This is a genomic window from Pseudooceanicola sp., assembly GCF_041987405.1.
Classification (GTDB): domain Bacteria; phylum Pseudomonadota; class Alphaproteobacteria; order Rhodobacterales; family Rhodobacteraceae; genus Pseudooceanicola.
Genome location: NZ_JBHIWR010000001.1, coordinates 1 through 19629, shown reverse-complemented (window position 1 = coordinate 19629; position 19629 = coordinate 1). Strand labels below are relative to the sequence as shown.

The following is a 19629-nucleotide window of genomic DNA, read 5'->3' as shown; positions in this document are numbered from 1 at the left end:
GACGCTAGCCTCGCGCGAAACCCGTCTCGCGCCCCGCGCGGACCCCGGAAAACCCCATGCAGGAGATGCTTTTGACCCAGACCGCCGCCGTCAGCTTTACCGCCCATGACCTCGATGCCATTGCCGAGGCCACGGGCCGCACCGCCCTGATCGTTCCGCCCGAAGGCACGCTGAGTCGCGCCGGGCGGCGGATCAACCGGCTGACCCGTGGCGCCCTGGCCCGTCTGGTGGAGAGCGAAGCCTTCGGGAAGGCCGAGCCGGGGACGGTGATTTCGCTGAACTGGCCCACGGGCATGGCGGCCGAGGCGCTGGACATCGTCATCCTGCCCCGCCGTCCGGAGATGGAGGCGCTGCGCGAGGCGGGCGCGACCCTTGGCAAAGCCCTGGGCGACAAACCCCTGCTGATCCTTGGCCCGTCGCAGCGCCTGCCCGAACTGATCGAGGCCTGCGTGCTGCGCGCCTATGCCTATACCGATCAGAAGACCGACACCCCCAAGACCCCCGGCGCGATCACCGCCCAGGTCAGCAATCCGGAGGAGATGCAGGCCCGGACCGCCGATCTTCTGTCGGTCGCCGAGGGCGTCTTCTTTACCCGCGATCTGGTCAATGCGCCCGCCAATGTGCTGACGACCACGACATTCGCCGATCAGCTGAAAGACCTGGAGAGCATCGGCCTCAAGGTCGAGGTGCTGGAAGAGGCGGAGCTGGAAAAGCTGGGCATGGGCGCGCTTCTGGCGGTCGGGCAGGGGTCCGACAGCCCCTCCAAGGTCGTGGTGATGCAGTGGACCGGCGGCGGGGACGAGGCCCCCCTAGCGCTGGTCGGCAAGGGGGTGGTCTTTGACACCGGCGGCATATCGCTCAAGCCGGCGGGCGGCATGGAAGACATGACCATGGATATGGGCGGCGCGGGCACGGTGGCCGGCGCGATGAAGGCGCTGGCGCTGCGCAAGGCCAGGGCCAATGTCGTGGGCCTGGTCGGTCTGGTCGAGAATATGCCCTCGGGCAACGCGATGCGGCCCGGGGATGTCGTGACCTCCATGAAGGGGGACACGATCGAGGTGACGAACACCGATGCCGAAGGCCGCCTCGTCCTGTGTGACGTGATGTGGTACGCGCAGGACCGGTTCAAACCGGCGGGCCTGATCGACCTGGCCACCCTGACCGGCGCGATCATCATCGGGCTGGGGCATCACAATGCCGGGGTCTTCTCCACCGATGATGCGCTGTGCAACGGGCTGATCAAATCCGCCGAGGCCGTGGGCGAGGGCGCCTGGCGCATGCCGCTTGGCAAGGCCTATGCCAAGCAGCTGAAATCCCGCATCGCAGACACCAACAATATCGGCGGCCGCCCCGCCGGGTCGATCACCGCCGCCGAATTCCTGCGCCGCTTCGTCAAGGAGGAGACACCCTGGGCCCATATCGACATCGCCGGCGTCGCCAGCGTGAAGGCCGACACCACCTTTGCCCCTACAGGCGCGACGGGCTGGGGCGTGCGGGCGCTGGACCGTCTGGTCCGGGACAGGTTCGAGGCGGAGTGACATGGGCGAGGCCTATTTCTACCACCTGACCCATACCCCGCTGGAACAGACCCTGCCCATGCTTCTGGGCAAGGCGCGCGGGGCCGGGTGGCGGATCGCGGTGCGGGGCACCTCGCCCGACAGGCTGGACTGGCTGGACCAGAAGCTCTGGCTCGGCCCGGAGGAGGGGTTTCTGCCGCATGGCCTTGCGGGGGGCGAGCATGACGCCCTGCAGCCAATCCTGCTGACCACGGGGGAAGCCGGGAACAGCCCGGCCTGCCTCATGACCATCGACGGGGCGGGGGTCCTGCCGGAGGAGGTCAGGGCGATGGAGCGGACCTGCGTTCTGTTCGACGGGACCGATGACGAGGCGGTGCAACATGCCCGCGTCCAGTGGAAAAGCCTGATCGACGCGGGCTGCGGCGCGAAATACTGGTCCGAAGCCTCGGGCAGTTGGGAAATGAAGGCGGAGAATGCGGCGCAGGGCTGACCCCGGCCTTACGGCGTAAGCAGAAGCGCCCCGTCGCCGATCTCGATCTTCGAGAACTGCTGCAGATAGCGCATGCCCAATAGCGATTGCTGCATGTCGCCCGCGTTCACCATGGCCCGCACGCCATCCATCCGGACCGGGCCAAGCGCCACACTGTCCAGCACCACCGGCGCGATGCCGACCTCGCCATTGGCGCTGAAGGCGCGGGCGGAATAATGTAGCGCCTTCGGGTCCAACCCGATCCGTTCCGCATCCTCCTGCGTCAGAACGATATCGCTGGCGCCGGTGTCGACCATGAAGCGCAGCGCGGTGCCGTTGACCTCCGCCGTCAGGTAATAGTGCCCGTCCGGCGCGCGCGGCACGTTGATCGCGCCGCCCTGCAGGACGGTCTGGCTGGGCACGACGGTCTGGCGGATGTCGCCCCACAGCCCGACGGCGGCAAGGACCCCGACAAAGATCAGCACCCAGGCGGCGAATTGCTGTGCCAGGCGGCCCCAGTGCTTGCGGCCCTGGGTGAACATCCATCCGCCGACCGCGAGCAGCAGCAGGATGAGATAGGCGAGGTGCATGGTCGAATTTGTATCCATGGCACGGATATAGGCACAGCGACGCGCGCCGTCACCCTGCGAAGCCGAAATCCTTCAGACCGTCCAGCACGAACTGGACCGACAGCGCCGCCAGAAGCATCCCCATGACCCGCGTCACCACGTTGATCCCGGTCCGCCCCAGCAGGCGTTCCAGCATCCCGGCGGTCAGGAAGAAGGCAAAGACCAGCACCAGCACCGCCGCGGCCACGCCGACGACCGACAGCGCGCCCAGAAGGCCCGGTTGCCGTCCGGCCAGCAGGATCACCGTGGCAATCGCCCCGGGCCCCGCAATCAGCGGCATGGCCAGCGGAAAGACAGACGGATCGGGTTGGTCCTCGGCATGTTCCGACTGGTCCTCGCGCCGTTTGGTCCGGCGTTCAAAGAGCATTTCAAGCGCCGTCAGGAACAGCAGGATGCCCCCGGCGATGCGGAAGGCGGGCATGGTGATCCCGACAAAGCCCATGACCGCCTCGCCAAAGATGGCGAAGAGCGTGAGCAACCCGAGCGAGATCAGACAGGAGCGCAGCGCCAGCGCGCGCCGCCGCTCTGCTCCCTGGCCCTGGGTCAGCGCGGTAAAGACGGGGGTCAATCCGATCGGGTCGATGATCACGAAGAGCGTGACGAAGGCGGTGATATAGAAGGCGCTGTCCATCAGCGGACTGTCCCGGTCTCAAGCGGCATTGGATCCCTCCGCCTTTTCCAGCTTCTCCAGCGCGGTCATCCACAGCGCCTCCGCCCGGTCCGTCGCCTCGTTCACCTCGGCGTATTTGCGGTTCCAGACCTCCAGCTCGCCGACCTTCTCGTCCTCGTAAAGCGCGGGGTCAGCCAGTTTTTGCGAAAGCTTGGTCGCCATGTCCTGCAGCTTCACCACCCGCTCTTCGCATTTGCGGACCTCGGCCCGCAGCGCAAGGATCGTGTCCCTCGACGCGCGTTTCGGTTTCTCTTTCTTTTCCGCCTTCTGCGGGCCGGAGTTGGCGCTGAGCAGGAGGGTTCTGTAGGCTTCCAGATCCTCTTCATAGGGCGTCACCCGGCCGTCCTTGACCAGCCACAGCCGGTCCGCCACTAGGCTAAGCAAGTGCATGTCATGCGACACCAGAATGACCGCGCCGGTATACGCCGTAAGTGCCTCCACCAGCGCCTCGCGGCTTTCGATGTCCAGGTGGTTGGTCGGTTCGTCGAGGATCAGCAGATGCGGCGCGTCCAGCGTTGCCAGCAGCAGGGTCAGCCGTGCCTTCTGCCCGCCCGACAGCCGTCCGACCTCCGTCTCCGCCTGATCCGCGCCCAGACCGAACCCGGCCAGCCGCGCGCGCAGTTTCGCCGGGGCTTCGTCGGGTCGTTCGCGCCGCAGGTGGTCGATCGGGGTTTCATCCAGGTGCAACTCGTCCACCTGATGCTGGGCAAAGAACCCGATGCGCAGCTTGGACGAACGGGTCATCCGCCCGTCCTGCAGCGCCAACCGATCCGAGAGCAGCTTGGCCAGGGTCGACTTGCCCTCGCCATTGCGGCCCAGCAGGGCGATCCGGTCGTCCTGGTCGATGCGCAGATCCAGCTTGCCCAGCACCGTGCGCTCGCCATAGCCGGTCGCGCCGTTTTCGATCCGGATGATCGGTGGTGACAGCTCCTCCGGCGAGGGGAAGGTAAAGACGGTGCGCGCCGCATCCTCGGGCGCGGTGATCTTCTCCATCTTCTCCAGCATCTTCACGCGGGACTGCGCCTGTTTCGCCTTGGATGCCTTGGCCTTGAAGCGGTCGACGAAGCTTTGCAGATGCGCGCGCCGCGCCTCCTGCTTCTTGGCCGCTGCGGCCTGCAATGCGCGCTGTTCGGCGCGCTGGCGGGCGAAATTGTCGTAGCCGCCTGTATATAGAGTGAGCTTTTTGCCCTCGAGATGCAGGATCGACCCGACAGCGCGGTTCAGCAAGCCGCGGTCGTGGCTGATGATGATCACGGTATGCGGATAGCGCTGCAGGTAGCTTTCCAGCCAGAGCGCCCCTTCGAGGTCCAGATAGTTGGTCGGTTCATCGAGCAGCAGGATGTCGGGCCGCGAAAACAGCACCCCGGCCAGCGCCACCCGCATCCGCCAGCCGCCGGAGAAGGCAGAGCAGGGCATGCGTTGTTCGGCATCGGTGAACCCGAGGCCGCGCAGGATGGAGGAGGCCCGTCCCTCCGCCGACCAGGCGTCGATGTCGGCCAGCCGCGTCTGGATATCAGCGATCCGCCCCGCCTCCGTCGCGGTTTCGGATTCCGCCAGCAACTCCGCCCGTTCGGTATCCGCCGCCAGCACCGTATCCAGCAGCGAGACCTCGTTGCCCGGCACCTCCTGCGCCACGCCGCCGATCCGCGCGCGCTCGGGAAGGGAGATCGTGCCGCCGTCCAGCGTCAGTTCGCCCCGGATCAGGCGAAAGAGCGTCGTCTTGCCCGCGCCGTTGCGCCCGACAATGCCGACCTTGTGCCCCTCGGGAATGGTGACAGAGGCGCCCTCCAGCAGGGGGCGGCCGGCGATGGAATAAGAGATGTCGTTGATACGCAGCATGAAGCGCGCATAGCAGAGGTCTGCGGAGGGGGCCAGAGGCGGATGCGGGCTGTTTAAGAAGAGGCGGACAGGGGGGCACTGCCCCCTATTGCGCCGTGATGCGATCGCCCGAAGCAATTTTGACCGGAAGTCGCCGGGGCGGGGCCATGCAGGCGACCGTGGTGGCTTTTCAAACCCGCATCCCCATGCTAGGCGGGCGCCGATCCATCACCCGGAGCGCCGCTCCGTATTATATAGAGAGATGACAATGGCCACCGAACGCACGCTTTCCATCATCAAGCCCGACGCCACCCGCCGCAACCTGACCGGCAAGATCAACGCCAAGTTCGAAGAGGCCGGGCTGCGGATCGTCGCGCAGAAGCGGATCAAACTGTCGAAGGAGCAGGCCGGTGTCTTCTACGCCGTGCACGCCGAGCGCCCCTTCTATGACGAGCTGTGCGAATTCATGGCCTCCGAGCCGGTCGTCGTTCAGGTGCTGGAAGGCGAAGGCGCCATTGCCAAGAACCGCGAAGTCATGGGCGCGACCAACCCCGCCGATGCGGCCCCCGGCACCATCCGCGCCGAGTTCGCCGAATCCGTTGGCGAGAACTCCGTGCACGGCTCCGACGCGCCGGAAACCGCGGCTGTCGAAATCGCCTACTTCTTCTCCGGTCTCGAACTGGTCGGCTGACCCGACCTGAGTGACCGTGAATCACGGACAGGCCGCGCCCCCGGGTGCGGCCTTTTCCATTGGGTCAGCGGGGCCGGACGCCGATCTGGTCGAGGAAGCGGCTCAATTCGGCTGGCAGCCCCGCGATCTCCGGCGGCGGCGCGGCGGCGCAGATGGCGTCGAACCTCTTGCGCAGCTCCGCCTTCTCCTTGCCTTTGCAATCGTTCCAGGGGCGGCCCTGCAATCCCATGACCAGTGCGTAGTAGCCGATGAAATGCGGCCGGGTGCCCGTGGCGATCAGCCGGGCATAGGTCTGGTCAGGCCCCAGGGCGCGCACCGCCTCGGCCGTGGTCAGACCGGCGCGGGCGAAGGGTAAGACCGAAGCCGGGCCGATATTGCGGATGGCGGTGACGGATTCGGCCATCGCTAGCGGCGGGTCATCGCATCCAGCCCGTCCAGGATCAGGTCGAGCCCGAAATCGAAATCATCCACCTCCGGCGTGGTGGCATTGGCCAGGTCTTCGGTCCGGCGGTAGAGGCTGGGGTAGGCGGATTTCGAAATCTCCTTAAGCTCCTTCTTGGCCAGCCGCGCAATCTCCCGCGTGCGGGTCGGGCGGGTCAGCCGCTGCAGCGTGAAGCCATAGACGTGGTTGTCGATCGTATTGCGCGCGTGATCCGCCTGCGCGGGGGTGAAGCCCACGGCGATCAGGCAACCGAGCGTCGCATCCAGGTAGGTCATCATGTTCGGCCCCGGCAGGCCCGGCTGCTGAAACTGCGCCGCCGCCCAGGAATGACGCATCAGGACGCGATGCGCCGACAGCGACCGCGCCTTCATCTGCCCCTTCCAGTCGAAATCCGGTGTCGGCAGTTCAATCTCGCCCGCGACAAGATCGGTGATCCCCGACAGGATGTCTGCCTTGTTGCCGATATGATTGTAGAGCGACATCGCCTCCACCGACAGGCGCGCGGCCACTTTGCGCATCGACAGGGCGGCGAGCCCCTCTTCATCGGCCAGGGTCAGGGCAGCGGTCAGAATGCGGTCGCGGGAAAGGGGGAGGCGTGTCTCGGTCATGGCGGTCTTTGCTGTGATGTCACGCTTACGCTGTAAATCCGCGGAGCCGAAGTCAAGGGTGCCCCCGCGACGCCGCCACAATTGCGTCAGGAGATTCGGCCAAAATGGGGCAGGTTTGCCTCAAATACGAATCGGAATATGGCGCTTTTGACCGCGTTTCGGCGACAGTTTTCAGCAAACCCCTGTGACTGTCTTCGATCTGGAGGGGGCAAAACGGCAAATTACCGAAAATCAGCCCCTTTTTGGCCTTAGTTCACCACACGCTGCCCGAATTGTGTATATCAGTCTGCGGGGGCCTTGAAGATTGCATGAGCAAGACGAGAGGCAGGACGATGTCGAAGTTTGAAGCATACGAACCGAAGGGTGTTAACGGTCAGGTCGAAGGTGCGGAAACGCGCCGTGTGGGCAAGCGTGGTGCGATCGCCTGCTTTGTCGCCGGATCCCGTATCCTGACAGTGGAAGGCCAGCGGCCCGTGGAACAGCTTGTTCCCGGTGATCGTGTCATGACCCGTGATCACGGGCTCCAGACGCTGCGCTGGATCGGCTGCCGTCACGTTGACGCCTCCGAGGTTGCTGAATTCGACAGCGTCCGTCCGATCCGCATCGCCAAGGGGGCCCTGGGCAATGGCATGCCGGACCGCGATCTTCTGGTTTCTCCTGAACATCGTGTGATGGTCTCCGGTGCCGCGGTTGCGGAACTGGTCGGTGAGGAAGAAGCCCTGATCGCTGCCAAGTATCTTGTAGGCCGGAAGGGAATCACCGTCGAAGAGGTCGAGGCGGTCATTTACTACCACCTGATGTTCGACGATCACGAACTGGTGCTGAGCGAAGGCACCTGGACCGAAAGCTTCCTGCCGGGTCTCGGCGCGATGAACGGTCTGGATGTCGAAGCGGTGGAAGAGCTGTATGCGATCTACCCCGAACTGCGTCTCCTGCCGACCCCGTTCAAGGCGGCGCGCACTTCGATCGACCCCACGATTGCCCGGATGCTCAGCGCCGACGCCGGTCTGCTTGTCAAAAGCGACGCCTGATTTACCTACCTGTTTGTGTCGAGTTCACATCTTTCTTCATGTGTTTGTTACCAGTTCCTTGCATGCAGTTATTTCAGTAACCTTTTCAGTACCTAGTTGGACGCTCGGCCTCAGGCCGGGCGTCTTTTTCTTTTTGGGGGCGGTGCATGCATGCGTCCCGACTTGTGGCCCCGTATGAGACGTGATCGGCCGGGTCGGGAACGCAGGTCGGGGCAATGGAAGGTGGTGTTGTAAGGAAAATCCCTGAGGCGCCGGAGGTTCCAGCGACTGAAGGGCGACCTGTTCAGGTAAAAGTGGCGGAGAGACAGGGATTCGAATGCGACAATCTGCATCCTGAAAAAGCCATGATTTCAAGATAGTTGCGACACATCACGATGCGAGACATGCCGGGCATTGTGTAGCAAAATGTGGAGCAAACCCGGCCGAATCTGTGGAATCGGGTCCGGCTCGGATACGGGGTAAATCATGGCGGGATTGCACAAGCGAAACGGCATCTGGCATCTCCGGATGCGGGTGCCGCGGAGATATCTCGATGTCGCCGGTCGCAGTGAGATTCATCGCAGTCTACGAACGGACAGCGAGCGACGCGCGCGCGAGCTTCTGCCCGCTGCTGAAGCTCAGATTCTCAAGGATCTTGAAGCGATGCGGGCACTCACACCGGAAATGTCAGGCACCGTAGATCAACTGGCCGCTGCATCGCATATCGCGGCCAATGAAGGATTTCCCTATCGCCCGGTCGCGGATCTCGTGACAGCGCCTCTGGATGAGTTGTTGGGTCGGTTCGCCGCCGTGGAAAGGCATGGAAGCGATCCAAAGGTCGCGACGGCCTTGCTTGGCGGCGTGGAGCAGACGGGCCTGCGACTATCCCAGTTCGCGGCTGCTGATGAGCAGCTTGCTGCATTCGACAATCGGTTCAAAAATCCCAACCAGATGCGGGTCTGGCGCAATGCGAAAATCCGGGCTGCCAGCAACCTACGGGCGGCGTTGGACGGTGCCGACATCCTCGTGGAGGATATCGACCATGCGGTCGCGCTACGGCATCGAGCGTGGTGGAAGCGCAGGGTGGCTGCCGAAGGCCTCGCGATTGAGAGCGCAAACAAAGAGTTCGCCAACCTCGCAGGAATGCTTAGGCGTTACTACGAGAACATCGCGCGACCGAACCCTCCCGAGCCGTATCGGAGGGTCAGTCTGCGTGATCGGCACAATGATGAAAACCGGAAGCTGGAGATTCCGACCGACTGGATCGTCGAGAAATGGTTCGCACCTGGGGCGTTCGACAATCTCAATGCCGAAGCGCGGGACATCCTTCTGATCTCCATTGAGACTGGGTGTCGACAATCTGAAATCCACGATCTCCCGCCTGAGGCGATCGTGCTGGATGCAGCCATTCCCCACATCCTCGTCGCGAATAGCGGCGGCGAGCACCGGCGCGAAATCAAGAACCATGCGTCGAAGCGGCAGGTGCCATTGGTGGGCGTCGCCTTGGCGGCGGCACGGCGAAACCCGGATGGGTTCCCCAGGTATCGCGGTAGGGGTGGGTATTCCGGCAATGTGAATGGCCGTCTTAGGACAAGTGGTCTCTTTCCTTCGCCAGAGCACACGATCGGAGGTCTGCGGCATTCCTGGGAGAGCAGGATGGAGGCGTTCCGGGTGAGCGAAACGGAGAAGGGCCACATGATGGGCCACAGCATCAAAAAGATCCGGGGGCGGCCGGTCTACGGTGACGATGTGACGCTCGAAAAGCGGCACGAGATTGCCCAGCAGCTGTCCTTGCCGGTGCCCGATCATCTCGCATGATCGTGGCAAAACCGGGTGCTGCGGCAAAATCTACGAGAGGTGGTCCTCATGATGCGCAAGGGCTCTGCGCCAACCAGCAACCAATCGGGCGCTGTCGGGGCCAGCTCGATGCGGCACAACCTTTCTCTCGATCGTTTCGTATAGCAAATCGAGGGCAAGGCCGCTGAAGTTCGCGAATGAAACCCGGTGGAAATCGAGCACCGGTCCTTTGGCCGGCTGGTCAGCGGCCTCGGTCATTCTCGTTAACCAGTGTGTTTCAAAGACCGGCGCGTCGGAGACCAACTGGCGCGTTCCGAGGACTTCGAAGAAACGGGCCGCGACTACATCGACGCATGGCGCAGCGTGGACGATTTCTATGGGGATCCGGTGAACTGCTGCGCTCTCATCAGACCAGTCATCGAGGCTCCATGATCTGGATGGCCGCATAAGAGATGACCAGGTCCTAACCTGTCCTTCGTCGAGCCATGACAAACCGATCTCGATCGGCCAGCTGTCAGACGAAAGGCTGCTGGCTTCGAAGTCGATGACCGCATAGTGTGACATAGCAGCCTTTTTTCAGTGTTTTCTGTGTTGTCGGACATATCTCTCTCGACGATAGCACCATACGACATGCACGCCATGTTAAGCTGCACGCGCTGATCACTCCGTTTCCGGTAGATGTGAAAGCATTACGCCGCCCTGCGAGGGGCGGCGTTGGCGATTTCTTGGGCTTGAAGGAGAAGGTCTTGGTCGTCTTCGAGCCGGTCAAGTTCGGCCTTGAGCCTTTTCAGGTATGGGAGCATCCAGGTTTCGCCCTGGGTGATCAGCCTCGCTGCCTGACTGAGGGTAGTTCTGACCTGTTCGATCCGCGCGGTCGAGGAGGTCAGGGAGACTTGGGCTCTTGCGTTCGCCGCGGCCCGCGCGGTTGTCTTTTTCGACATAGCACTCCATGCCCGACCACCGCAGGGATGCGGCTGGTTTCGAGGGCATGGAAGGTGTTCGCTACATGAAGTGGCTCCGTTCGTGCTGAGGCTGAAAGTAGCCGACAGATTTCGCGGGATAAACATCTGTATAGGAAACAGTTCGTTCTGACCTGTGATCGGTCTTTCCGGGAACGATGATCACTTCCTGGTATTCATTGCCGGTAAAGGCGGTGGTGTCAGGACGGGCGCGCCAACTTGAGCAAAAGAAAGGTGAGTGGGGCCAGCGCGCCCTGGCGCCGGGGGATCCAGCCCCGGCGATCTCGGCGTCAGTTACGGTTTCCGCGGTGCTTGGCGATGGCTTGCTCCGCTGCGAGCAAGTCGCAGACCCGGTAGGACGCCTCCAGAGCATCGCGCAAAAATCGCATGGCATCGTCTATCAGACCGGGGGCCAGCTCCGGCTCCAGCTTCGCCATTTCGCGAAGCGCCGAACGAGTAGCGTGGCGGAAATCCTCAGTGAGCAGTGAGTTTTGTTCGAGATGCTTGTCGAGATCGCCAGACCACCGCTGGAGTGGTTTGAACGCCTCGTAGGGAAGCTGGCTGATCTCTTCGCACGCCGCTCGGGTATGGCGTGACGCGTCAGCGAGGATGTCCTCCATCCTCTCGAAATCTCCGTGCATTTTCTGATCGAAGAAATGCACCATGCGATGGTTGTTGCCGTTGGCGTATGTGGTGGGTTTCGGAAACATGTTTCTCTCCAAGTCTGCGAGCCGGAGTGCGACCGGCCCTCACCATGGAGGGGCCGATCATACTGCCGGTGGTTAGACTGCCGATTGGCGTCCCGATTTCATCGTTCGCCGCATGCGATGCTCAACGGCGACGGAGGTTGAGCTGCGTTCCCTCTGGTGCTCGACGGCTATACCGTGCTCGGCATGGAGACGCGCGCGCACCCATTGCATCCTTTCCCAAGGGGCATCTGCCAGACGACCTGTAACCGGTGTGCCGGTCATTCCAATGGGGAAGCCATCATGGTTCGGACTGACCGACAACAGACGAGCGCCGATGAAGCGAGTGGGCCGTTTCAAACCTGCACTTTTTAGGTCGGACAAGCGTGTGAGGCGAATGTCGTAGCCGGTGTGTGAAATCGATGTCGCAGTTGTCCCATAGGCAAGCACGAGTTTGCGGGAAGCTCCTTCGCCATCGACTTCGAGCACGAGGCAGGGGCGGGCCGTCGGCAATCCGTCTTTCGTTTGCGGATAGCGAACGGGGAAGCGAAACAGCACGACATGACCTGGCTGGACATATTCGGCCCAGTTGGCTGCGACATGGGTTGTGTGATCGAACATCAATATCTCCTGGCTTCGATGATCGACGCGGTCCAACATTGCCTCTCTCGGGTATCGGCCACCGGATGCGCGTCACAACGCGCGTGCAGCCGGTGCAGATATCCCTCTCGGTGGAAGTGCAGCAGGATCGCCGCTTAACCTCGTTTCGGCGCTAATGGAGGCGGGCGGGCATACAGTCGGTAGGAGAAATGCGGAGTGCCTCAGCAACAAACCGTCGCCTGTGCCGCGCCTCTATCCCCGTGTGCGCTGCCGCGGAGAGCGGCGCTTCACCGCGACCGGCCGCATGATCGGTTCGGGTTCCGGAGCATGGGGCAGATTGCAGTTCTCGGGATCTATCGTTTCGTCGTTCTCGAAACCTTCGGCGAAGGGACCGCGTCCGGCCATTGCGTCGCTGATAGCCTGGGCCCAGCCGCATCCAGCTCGAGTGCTCTCGACGGAGTGTGACTGTTCGACCGCGGCCCTTATTGCTTCATCAGTATCGGCCGAACGGATCCTGTCAGCATGAGCCGTGGCTTCCTGTCGGCGCTCAGCCTCCCGCTTGTTCGCGATATGCTGCGACTCTCCGGATCTCCGAGCTTCTTCCCGTTGCCTTGCGCGCTTCAGATCCCACGCCTGCCACAGAGCCTCATTCCTTGAGCGCACGGTCGCGCGGTCCCGTTGTCTGGCCCCCGTTGGTGCTGCTTTTGCCTGCCGCCGTTTTCTTTTGATCGCTGCCGTCTTCGGTCCCTCGTGCCTCTGGGGCTCAAGCCCTTCCGGCGCGTCGCCAGCCGCTGCTTGATCGGCATAGGAACGCAGGTCGATACGAGCGGATGATCCACAGCGTTTGAGCGCGGCGTTTGTTCGGTTTTCCCATTCTTGGCGCATGAGAAGGACGCAGGCGGCACCGGTGTCCCGTGCGTCGAGCACACGCGTTTTCTCTCCGAAAACGCCACTATCGCGCTCGACTTCCCGGGTCGTGAACCGGATGTGCGCATGAAAGTTGATATTGCTCTTTGTTGGGTCATTTAGAGCGGTAAAATAGTCCTGTTCGCCGACCTCCGTCCCACGGTTTTTCCAGAGCGCCTTCCCCCATTCTTCGTCGAAGAATCTGGGGGCGTGGGTCACATAATGGACGGCAACACCGAACGAGTCTCGCAGCCAGCACGCAAACCCGTGAACCAGACGGATCTGCTCGTTGTGCGGCAGCTCAGCGGGCAGGGCCGGCCTCAGTTCCCTCGCGACACGCGCGTTGCTTCGCACCTCGGATTTCTCGGCGGCGTTCCAAAGTTCCTCGGCAGAGGATTTCCAGCCCACGAGGCCCTCGTGCAGGAGACCCGGAACATTGCGATAGTTGAAAATCAGACCAGTCCGATGATCGGTCATCCGGCTCCGAGAGGCGTAAGCGGCCGCGGCGACGGATGACCGTCCGTCCGACCGGGAAATGACCAGGAGTGGGCAATGGCTGGCTGGATGTGGGCGCAAGTGTTTCATAGAAATGAAATCGTGCCCGGGGCGGGTATCCGCTCCTCAATGCTCGCGGCAGCGCGCGGCAAAGTTTCAACTTTGCGTAACTGCGCCCTTGCCTCTCGGCGGCGGGGACGGGTGCCGTGCACAGCTGTTCCCGCGTCGTCGTTCCGATTTTTGGGTGCGCGAAGCAAGGCCGGGCAACATCTCCCTTTCGGAGATGAGAAATCAGGAGGTGTTCCCATGACAGATCGCAGCAAACGGGTAGAGATGCTCAGGGAAAAGCTGGAGCAGGCGCAGGCGCGCTTGAAATCTGCGGAGGGCGAGGAGAAGAAGCGTCAGCGCAAGGAAGACGATCGGCGTAAATACATCCACGGTGGTGCGTTTCTGGCGGCGATGGCCAAGGCCAGCCCGGAGGATCGCAAGAGGTTGGAACGGTTCATCGACAAACACATCAATCGACCGACAGATCGGAAGTTTCTCGGTCTTGAGCCTATGCCCGCGTCGCCCGGAGAGAAGCAATAGCCAGCATCGACCGTTAGTCGCGATCAGCAGCTACCGGGTGATTCCATGAAGAACTGAATCGGAGCGGTTGAGACCTGAGAGATTGGCAATCTGACTGCCGTCTCCGAAGGTTTTCCCGCTTATCCACCAAAGAAAGCCGCGACATTAGCAACCATTCCTTTTGTCCTGAATGTCATCAAGGCGACTTTCCTTACTTTCGCTGCGAGCGCGCGGTGTGAGATATGTGCAGTGACCTCACGGCGATCCAAATGCCCTCAGCCAGCATCGTAGCTTGAGAAGATACCTGTGGTGCCATCCTTATGGATCAGGAACACATCGTAGGCTTCCCGCTCATCCTCTGGACCCATGCCAGGTGATCCATAAGGCATGTCGGGCACGGCGAGACCGACGGCATCAGGGCGCTCTGAGAGGAGCCTTCGGATGTCGGTCGTCGGCACATGTCCCTCGATCATGTAGCCCTCGATCTCGCCGGTGTGACAGGAGGTCATGTTCTGGGGGATGCCCTTCTCGAGCTTGTGCCGGATCAGGAGGGTGCCGAAGCTGCGCTCGGTGGTGACTTTGAAGCCGTCCTCCTCCAGGATCTTGATCCAGGCGGAGCAGCAGCCGCAATTTGGATCTTTCAGAACGTGGATCGCGGGGGAGCTTTGAGACAGTCCGGCGGTTGGCGCTGTCGCGGCGAAGCACGCGGCGGAAGCCATCATGGCGCGGCGGGTCAGGATCATCGGTGTCTCCATTTCAGGTCGTTGCAGTTGCGTGATCGGGGCGTGTCTCAGCGGTCAGACCGACGTGCCCCGCAGGTTCAGGTGTGCCTGTGGGCCGGAAGAACAGCAGCCGGAGGGCGTTCATCGTGACCAGCACTGTGGCACCGGTATCCGCGAGGATCGCGATCCAGAGGCCGGTGATCCCGAGCACGGTAGTTACGAGGAAGACCGCCTTGAGCCCGAGGGCGATCGCGATGTTCTGGCGGATGTTCGACATGGTGGCCCGGGCGAGGCGGATCTTCCCCGGCACATCGGTCACGCGGTTGCGCAGGATCGCGGCGTCGGCCGTCTCCAGGGCGACATCGGTGCCCGAGCCCATGGCAACGCCGACATGCGCAGCGGCGAGCGCAGGAGCGTCGTTGATCCCATCGCCGATCATCATCACACGGGCGTCCGTTGTCAGATCGCGGATCGCCGTCACCTTGTCTTCGGGCATCAGCTCCGACCGATGCTCGATTCCGAGCCCCTCGGCGACGGCCTGCGCTGTGCGTGGGTTGTCCCCGGTCAGCATGACCGAGGAGATGCCGAGTCCGCGCAGCTGCGCGACCGCGTCCGCCGCATCGGCGCGCGGCTCGTCCCTGAGCGCGATGAGGCCCTGAGGCACGTCTTCGCGTAACACAATGACCACCGTCTTGCCCTGGGCTTCGAGTTTCGTGACCCGGGTCCGCACGTCGTCCGTGAGTGCGCCGCGCTCGTTCGCCAGCCCTGGGGAGCCCACGCTGATGGTCACGCCGTCGATGGAGGCTTCCGCCCCCTTGCCAGGAAGCGCTCGGCCTCCGGTCGTTGCCGCCGCCTCCACGCCCCTCCTTTCGGCCTCGGCGCAGATCGCTTGTCCGAGCGGATGGCTCGCGCCGCTCTCGACCCCGGCGGCAAGCGCCATGAGGTCGTCGGCGCTTCCACTCAACACCGAGACATCTGTCACGCGGGGCCTGCCATGCGTAAGCGTCCCGGTCTTGTCGAAGGCGACATGGGTCGTGCGGGCCGCCGCCTCGATCACTGCGCCGCCCTTCATCAGCAGGCCGTTGCGCGCCCCCGTGGAGAGCGCCGAAGTGATCGAAGCCGGCACCGAAATGACCAGCGCGCAGGGGCAGCCGATCAGCAGCAGCGCCAGCGCCCGGTAGACCCATTCGCCCCAGGCCAGGCCGAAGGCCAGCGGAGGGACGACGGCGACGAGGACAGCGGCCCCGACCACGGCGGGCATGTAGATCCGGCTGAACCGGTCGATGAAGCGCTCGGTTGGCGCGCGGGCGATCTCTGCCTCTTCCACGAGGCGGACGATGCGGGCGATGGTATTGTCCTCGGCCGACCTCAACACCCGCACGCGCAGAAGCGCCTCGGCGTTGATCGACCCGGCGAAGACCTCCGCGCCCGGCTCCTTGAGACTCGGGACGCTCTCGCCGGTCACCGGGCTTTCGTCGACCCCCGACGTGCCGTCGATCACCTCGCCGTCGCAGGGCACGCGGTCGCCGGGGCGGACCTGCACGACCTGGCCGACCTGGAGCTTTTCGGCCGCGACCTCACGTGTCTTGCCACCCACCTCGAGCCGCGCCGTCTTCGGCACGAGCTTCGAGAGCGCCCGGATGCTGTCGCGCGCCTTGCCGGCCGAGACGCCTTCCAGGAGTTCGCCCACGGCGAAGAGGAAGACGACGAGCGCCGCCTCTTCCGGCTCACCGATCATCAGCGCGCCGCCAGCGGCGATGGTCATCAGCATCTCGATGGTGAAGGGCATGCCGGCCCGCACCATGGCGAAGGCGCGCTGTGCCACGGGCACGATCCCGACCAGTGTCGCCAAAACGAACGCCCAATGCACGATCTCAGCCGGCAGGACGAGCCGTGACGCCCAGGCTGCCGCCAGCAGTGCGCCGGTTCCGAGAACGAGGCGACCCTTGGAAGTCTTCAACCAGGAGGTCGGCGCATCATCGTCGGGCCCAGTGATCTCCTCCGGCTCGATGTCGATTTCCACAGCCTCCGCCGTATCCGGAAAGGCGCCATCCGGCAGCACAAAGCCGCCCTTGGGCTTTTCTGGCCGTGCGCCCTTGGGCGCGATCCCGAAGCCGACGCCGCGCACTGCCTGCTCGATGCGCTCGGGCGGTGTCTGTGTCTCATCGAGCGTCAGTCGCAACCGCTCGGCCATCAGGGCGACATCGACACGCTCGACGCCAGGCAGACGCTCAACCGCGCCGCGCACCTTGGCGGCGCATGACCCGCAATCCATGCCTGTAACACGCCATTCGCGTTGTTGTCCGCTTCCGTCTGCCATGAAGGCTCTCCGTCGTGATTCTTCGACCGAACCTTGATATACGACCTACAGCAACTGTAGGTTCAAGACCCGCGCGGGCGTTTTTCCCAATGTCGGTGCTTGGGCTTTCCATGCGATTTCACCAACGGAAGGAGGCGTCACATGCTGTCTATCGGCACGCTTGCCAAGCGGACCGGCACCAAGGTGCAGACGATCCGCTATTACGAACAGATCGGTTTGATGCCCGAGCCCGGGCGGAGCGAGGGTGGCCAGCGCCGCTACGGAGCATTGGAACTCGACCGCCTCGCGTTTATCCGGCACTCTCGACAGCTCGGCTTTTCGCTGGAGGCGATACGAGAACTTCTGGACCTCTCGGACAGCCCAGAAAGGTCCTGCGCGCAGGTCGATGCAGTCGCTCAAAAACAGCTTCGCGAGGTCGAGGCGCGTATCGCCCGGCTTGAGGCGCTCCGGGTCGAACTGCGACGGATGATCGGCGAGTGCAGGGCCGATCGTGTTGCGAACTGCCGCATCCTTGAGGTGCTACGCGACCACGAAGAGTGCCTCTCCGATCACGACCGGCCCGACTCCTGATGCCGACCATATTGATCTATCCGTCCGCTGCGCTGGCCGAGATCGCCGGCTGCTTTGCAATCTGGGCCTGGTGGCGGGGCGCGTCGATCTTCTGGCTGCTGCCAGGGATTGCGAGCCTTTTGCTGTTCGGCTGGCTTCTGGCACAGGTCGATGCAGGTTTCGCCGGGCGAGCCTATGCCGCCTACGGCGGAGTCTATATCGCCGCATCGCTTCTCTGGATGTGGAGCGCAGAGGGGCAGCGGCCTGATGTATGGGACATCGCCGGTGCCTGCCTGTGCCTGATCGGCGCCGCAGTGATCCTTCTCGCACCACGCGCAGGTTGATAAGGACTCGAAGCCGCCATTGCGCTTCGGTCTCTGAAACGCTCAACTGCACCATAAGTGTATAGGGCGGCCATCAAGGCCAGCATAGCCCGTATTCCTTCGAGCGCCGCAGCTGCTTTCCGACCGCCCCCTGAAGCAAGACGCGCAGTTGGTCGACCACTGGGATCGGCTTCCAGATCGTCGTCGTTTTCTCCCGCTCTACACCGGCTTTCGTGGTCCATTGCTTGACCACTTCCCGAACCGGAGCGCGATGGTTCCACCGCCAGACGATCTCGTCGAGGTATCGCTGGAGGTGCTGTCGACCGAGGTTGTGGTAGACGCCGACCAGAGCGCGTTGCACCTGGGCGATCACTGCCTCGGCCGTGTTCACGTGAGCGCCGGTCTCCGGGTTGGCATACTCCTTCTGGCTGTGGATCACATACTGGTGGTCGGCCATGGTTTTCCCCAGACCCCTGTAGCTCTTGCTTCCATCGGTCATCAGGCTCGTCGTCTCGGGATCGATCCATTCCAGAAGAACCGGCTCGAGCGTCGCCCTCTTGTCATCGGCAACAACCCTGGCGCGCGCCTGTCCGGCGCGAGAGGCCGCCACGAATATCATTGGCTTTCCGGTCCCTTTGCCCCTCGGGTTATAGGCTCCTGACAGGGATTTCGGGGCTCCCCCGACATATGCCTCGTCCACCTCGACGATGTCCTCCAGAGGCCGCAACTCGCCGTTCCGGTCGTCCATCATTTCCCTGATGGCGTGCCCCAACTTCCATGCGGTCTTCTGGTTCACGCCGAGCAGCCGTGCCATCACGAGCGAAGAGATGCCCTTGCTCGATGTGAGCACAAGGAACATCGCGCAAATCCAGATACGCAAGTCGAGCTTGGTGCCGTGCATCGGGGTCAGCGTAGTGACCGTGAACTGGAGACGACAGTCCCTGCACTGGTAGAGCCCCGGGCGGCAGGTCCTTCCGCGCAACTCCGACGAGGTCACCGACCCGCAATGCGGACAGTGCCTGCCGGTCGACCATATGATACCCTCCAGGAAGCGTCGCGCGTGCATCTCGCTCGGCATCCGCTTCCAGATGTCAGGGATAGACTTCAGTTCGGTGATCATCAGGGCTCTCCGCTCGTTCCGCGAACCGAGCAATGTTGGCCCGGCGGGTGTTCGGCGAAGAAGAAACCAGGAAAATCGCGCAAAATGCGGCGAGATGGCGGAAAAGCTAAGCCACGTCAGGGCGTTTGGCCATTGGCTGCTTTTTCTCGTGGATAAGCGGGAAGGTTTTTCCTTGGGGACCTGCGATCTTCCACCGGGGCGATATCCGCATCTTCAACGCAAGGATCACAGAGTTCGGGCCGGAGATCCAGGTCCCTCTACCGCCTACCCGGCGGCTAACTGGTGGGACCCGGCGCACTCTTGTATCAAGAGCGTTGTTTCTCAGCCGCCTACGCGGCGGCTCACACCGGGTCCCTGGTAAGGAGATAGGTTGGCGCCGATTCAGACGGAAACACCTTTTTCTCCTCTACCGCCTACGCGGCGGCTAACTGGTGGGACCCGGCGCACCCTTGTAACAAGAGCGTTGTTTCTCAGCCGCCTATGCGGCGGCTCACGCCGGGTCCCTGACAAGGAGATAGGGTGGAGCCGTTGCACACGGAAACACCTTTTTCTCCTCTACCGCCTACGCGGCGGCTAACTGGTGGGACCCGGCGCACTCTTGTATCAAGAGCGTTGTTTCTCAGCCGCCTATGCGGCGGCTCACGCCGGGTCCCTGACAAGGAGATAGGGTGGAGCCGTTGCACACGGAAACACCTTTTTCTCCTCTACCGCCTACGCGGCGGCTAACTGGT

The 19629-nt window shown here is 63.1% G+C and carries 20 protein-coding genes; 8 read left to right on the top strand and 12 right to left on the bottom strand.

The annotated features are described in order from the left end of the window. Nucleotides 1–71 precede the first annotated feature (71 nt). A complete protein-coding gene (locus ACFC2Y_RS00100; RefSeq protein WP_375173724.1) occupies nucleotides 72–1538 on the top strand; it encodes a leucyl aminopeptidase in 1467 nt (488 codons plus the stop codon). Between the two features lies 1 nt (nucleotide 1539). Then, the gene (locus tag ACFC2Y_RS00095) at nucleotides 1540–2007 is read left to right on the top strand and encodes a DNA polymerase III subunit chi (RefSeq protein ID WP_375173020.1); all 468 of its coding nucleotides are present in this window, start codon (nucleotides 1540–1542) and stop codon (nucleotides 2005–2007) included. An 8-nt stretch (nucleotides 2008–2015) separates the two neighbouring features. On the opposite strand, the gene ACFC2Y_RS00090 is transcribed toward ACFC2Y_RS00095, so the two are convergent. From ACFC2Y_RS00090 to ACFC2Y_RS00080, 3 genes are read right to left on the bottom strand one after another with little or no spacing between them, the layout of a single operon-like run. Beyond that, nucleotides 2016–2594, bottom strand: a complete 579-nt coding sequence (locus ACFC2Y_RS00090) for a TIGR02281 family clan AA aspartic protease (protein ID WP_375186114.1) — start codon at nucleotides 2592–2594, stop codon at nucleotides 2016–2018. Nucleotides 2595–2625: 31 nt separating this feature from the next. Beyond that, nucleotides 2626–3246: a MarC family protein gene (locus ACFC2Y_RS00085; protein WP_375173018.1), complete on the bottom strand. Its 621-nt coding sequence runs from the start codon at nucleotides 3244–3246 to the stop codon at nucleotides 2626–2628. An 18-nt stretch (nucleotides 3247–3264) separates the two neighbouring features. Beyond that, the gene (locus ACFC2Y_RS00080; protein WP_375173017.1) at nucleotides 3265–5124 is read right to left on the bottom strand and encodes an ABC-F family ATP-binding cassette domain-containing protein; all 1860 of its coding nucleotides are present in this window, start codon (nucleotides 5122–5124) and stop codon (nucleotides 3265–3267) included. Between the two features lie 247 nt (nucleotides 5125–5371). Here ACFC2Y_RS00080 and ndk point away from each other — a divergent pair, with 247 nt between their 5' ends. Continuing rightward, nucleotides 5372–5794 carry a nucleoside-diphosphate kinase gene (ndk, locus tag ACFC2Y_RS00075; protein WP_375173016.1) on the top strand — a complete coding sequence of 141 codons (423 nt, stop codon included), beginning with the start codon at nucleotides 5372–5374 and terminating at the stop codon, nucleotides 5792–5794. A gap of 64 nt (nucleotides 5795–5858) precedes the next feature. Here the strand turns inward: ndk and ACFC2Y_RS00070 are convergent, their stop codons facing one another. Beyond that, complete coding sequence (locus ACFC2Y_RS00070) at nucleotides 5859–6197, bottom strand: TfoX/Sxy family DNA transformation protein (protein WP_375173015.1); 339 nt, start codon at nucleotides 6195–6197, stop codon at nucleotides 5859–5861. A 2-nt stretch (nucleotides 6198–6199) separates the two neighbouring features. Next, nucleotides 6200–6844 carry a TetR/AcrR family transcriptional regulator gene (locus tag ACFC2Y_RS00065; protein ID WP_375173014.1) on the bottom strand — a complete coding sequence of 215 codons (645 nt, stop codon included), beginning with the start codon at nucleotides 6842–6844 and terminating at the stop codon, nucleotides 6200–6202. A gap of 332 nt (nucleotides 6845–7176) precedes the next feature. Here ACFC2Y_RS00065 and ACFC2Y_RS00060 point away from each other — a divergent pair, with 332 nt between their 5' ends. Beyond that, nucleotides 7177–7875: a Hint domain-containing protein gene (locus ACFC2Y_RS00060; protein WP_375173013.1), complete on the top strand. Its 699-nt coding sequence runs from the start codon at nucleotides 7177–7179 to the stop codon at nucleotides 7873–7875. A gap of 465 nt (nucleotides 7876–8340) precedes the next feature. Next, nucleotides 8341–9672 carry a DUF6538 domain-containing protein gene (locus tag ACFC2Y_RS00055; RefSeq protein ID WP_043747442.1) on the top strand — a complete coding sequence of 444 codons (1332 nt, stop codon included), beginning with the start codon at nucleotides 8341–8343 and terminating at the stop codon, nucleotides 9670–9672. Between the two features lie 30 nt (nucleotides 9673–9702). Here the strand turns inward: ACFC2Y_RS00055 and ACFC2Y_RS00050 are convergent, their stop codons facing one another. From ACFC2Y_RS00050 to ACFC2Y_RS00035, 4 genes are all read right to left on the bottom strand, one after another. Next, complete coding sequence (locus tag ACFC2Y_RS00050) at nucleotides 9703–10215, bottom strand: hypothetical protein (protein WP_373928166.1); 513 nt, start codon at nucleotides 10213–10215, stop codon at nucleotides 9703–9705. A 685-nt stretch (nucleotides 10216–10900) separates the two neighbouring features. Then, nucleotides 10901–11320 carry a hypothetical protein gene (locus tag ACFC2Y_RS00045; protein ID WP_353337323.1) on the bottom strand — a complete coding sequence of 140 codons (420 nt, stop codon included), beginning with the start codon at nucleotides 11318–11320 and terminating at the stop codon, nucleotides 10901–10903. A gap of 72 nt (nucleotides 11321–11392) precedes the next feature. Continuing rightward, nucleotides 11393–11917, bottom strand: coding sequence for a hypothetical protein (locus tag ACFC2Y_RS00040; protein ID WP_375173012.1), 525 nt, complete (start codon nucleotides 11915–11917; stop codon nucleotides 11393–11395). A 231-nt stretch (nucleotides 11918–12148) separates the two neighbouring features. Beyond that, the gene (locus ACFC2Y_RS00035) at nucleotides 12149–13387 is read right to left on the bottom strand and encodes a MobA/MobL family protein (protein ID WP_375173011.1); all 1239 of its coding nucleotides are present in this window, start codon (nucleotides 13385–13387) and stop codon (nucleotides 12149–12151) included. Between the two features lie 216 nt (nucleotides 13388–13603). On the opposite strand from ACFC2Y_RS00035, the gene ACFC2Y_RS00030 reads away from it, so the two are divergent. Further along, nucleotides 13604–13885, top strand: a complete 282-nt coding sequence (locus ACFC2Y_RS00030) for a mobilization protein (protein WP_353337326.1) — start codon at nucleotides 13604–13606, stop codon at nucleotides 13883–13885. Nucleotides 13886–14139: 254 nt separating this feature from the next. On the opposite strand, the gene ACFC2Y_RS00025 is transcribed toward ACFC2Y_RS00030, so the two are convergent. Together ACFC2Y_RS00025 and ACFC2Y_RS00020 are read right to left on the bottom strand one after the other, a co-directional pair. Beyond that, entirely contained in the window at nucleotides 14140–14607 is a 468-nt protein-coding gene (locus ACFC2Y_RS00025; RefSeq protein ID WP_353337327.1) for a DUF411 domain-containing protein, read from the bottom strand. Nucleotides 14608–14620: 13 nt separating this feature from the next. Continuing rightward, on the bottom strand, nucleotides 14621–16906 hold the full coding sequence (locus ACFC2Y_RS00020; protein WP_375173010.1) for a heavy metal translocating P-type ATPase: 2286 nt from the start codon (nucleotides 16904–16906) through the stop codon (nucleotides 14621–14623). Nucleotides 16907–17047: 141 nt separating this feature from the next. On the opposite strand from ACFC2Y_RS00020, the gene ACFC2Y_RS00015 reads away from it, so the two are divergent. Both ACFC2Y_RS00015 and ACFC2Y_RS00010 read left to right on the top strand, forming a co-directional pair. Then, nucleotides 17048–17476 carry a helix-turn-helix domain-containing protein gene (locus ACFC2Y_RS00015; protein WP_353337329.1) on the top strand — a complete coding sequence of 143 codons (429 nt, stop codon included), beginning with the start codon at nucleotides 17048–17050 and terminating at the stop codon, nucleotides 17474–17476. Next, nucleotides 17476–17799: a YnfA family protein gene (locus ACFC2Y_RS00010; RefSeq protein ID WP_353337330.1), complete on the top strand. Its 324-nt coding sequence runs from the start codon at nucleotides 17476–17478 to the stop codon at nucleotides 17797–17799. The genes ACFC2Y_RS00015 and ACFC2Y_RS00010 overlap by 1 nt, the downstream gene beginning before the upstream one ends. A gap of 73 nt (nucleotides 17800–17872) precedes the next feature. On the opposite strand, the gene ACFC2Y_RS00005 is transcribed toward ACFC2Y_RS00010, so the two are convergent. After that, nucleotides 17873–18898 carry an IS1595 family transposase gene (locus ACFC2Y_RS00005; protein ID WP_375173009.1) on the bottom strand — a complete coding sequence of 342 codons (1026 nt, stop codon included), beginning with the start codon at nucleotides 18896–18898 and terminating at the stop codon, nucleotides 17873–17875. Nucleotides 18899–19629: the final 731 nt, after the last annotated feature.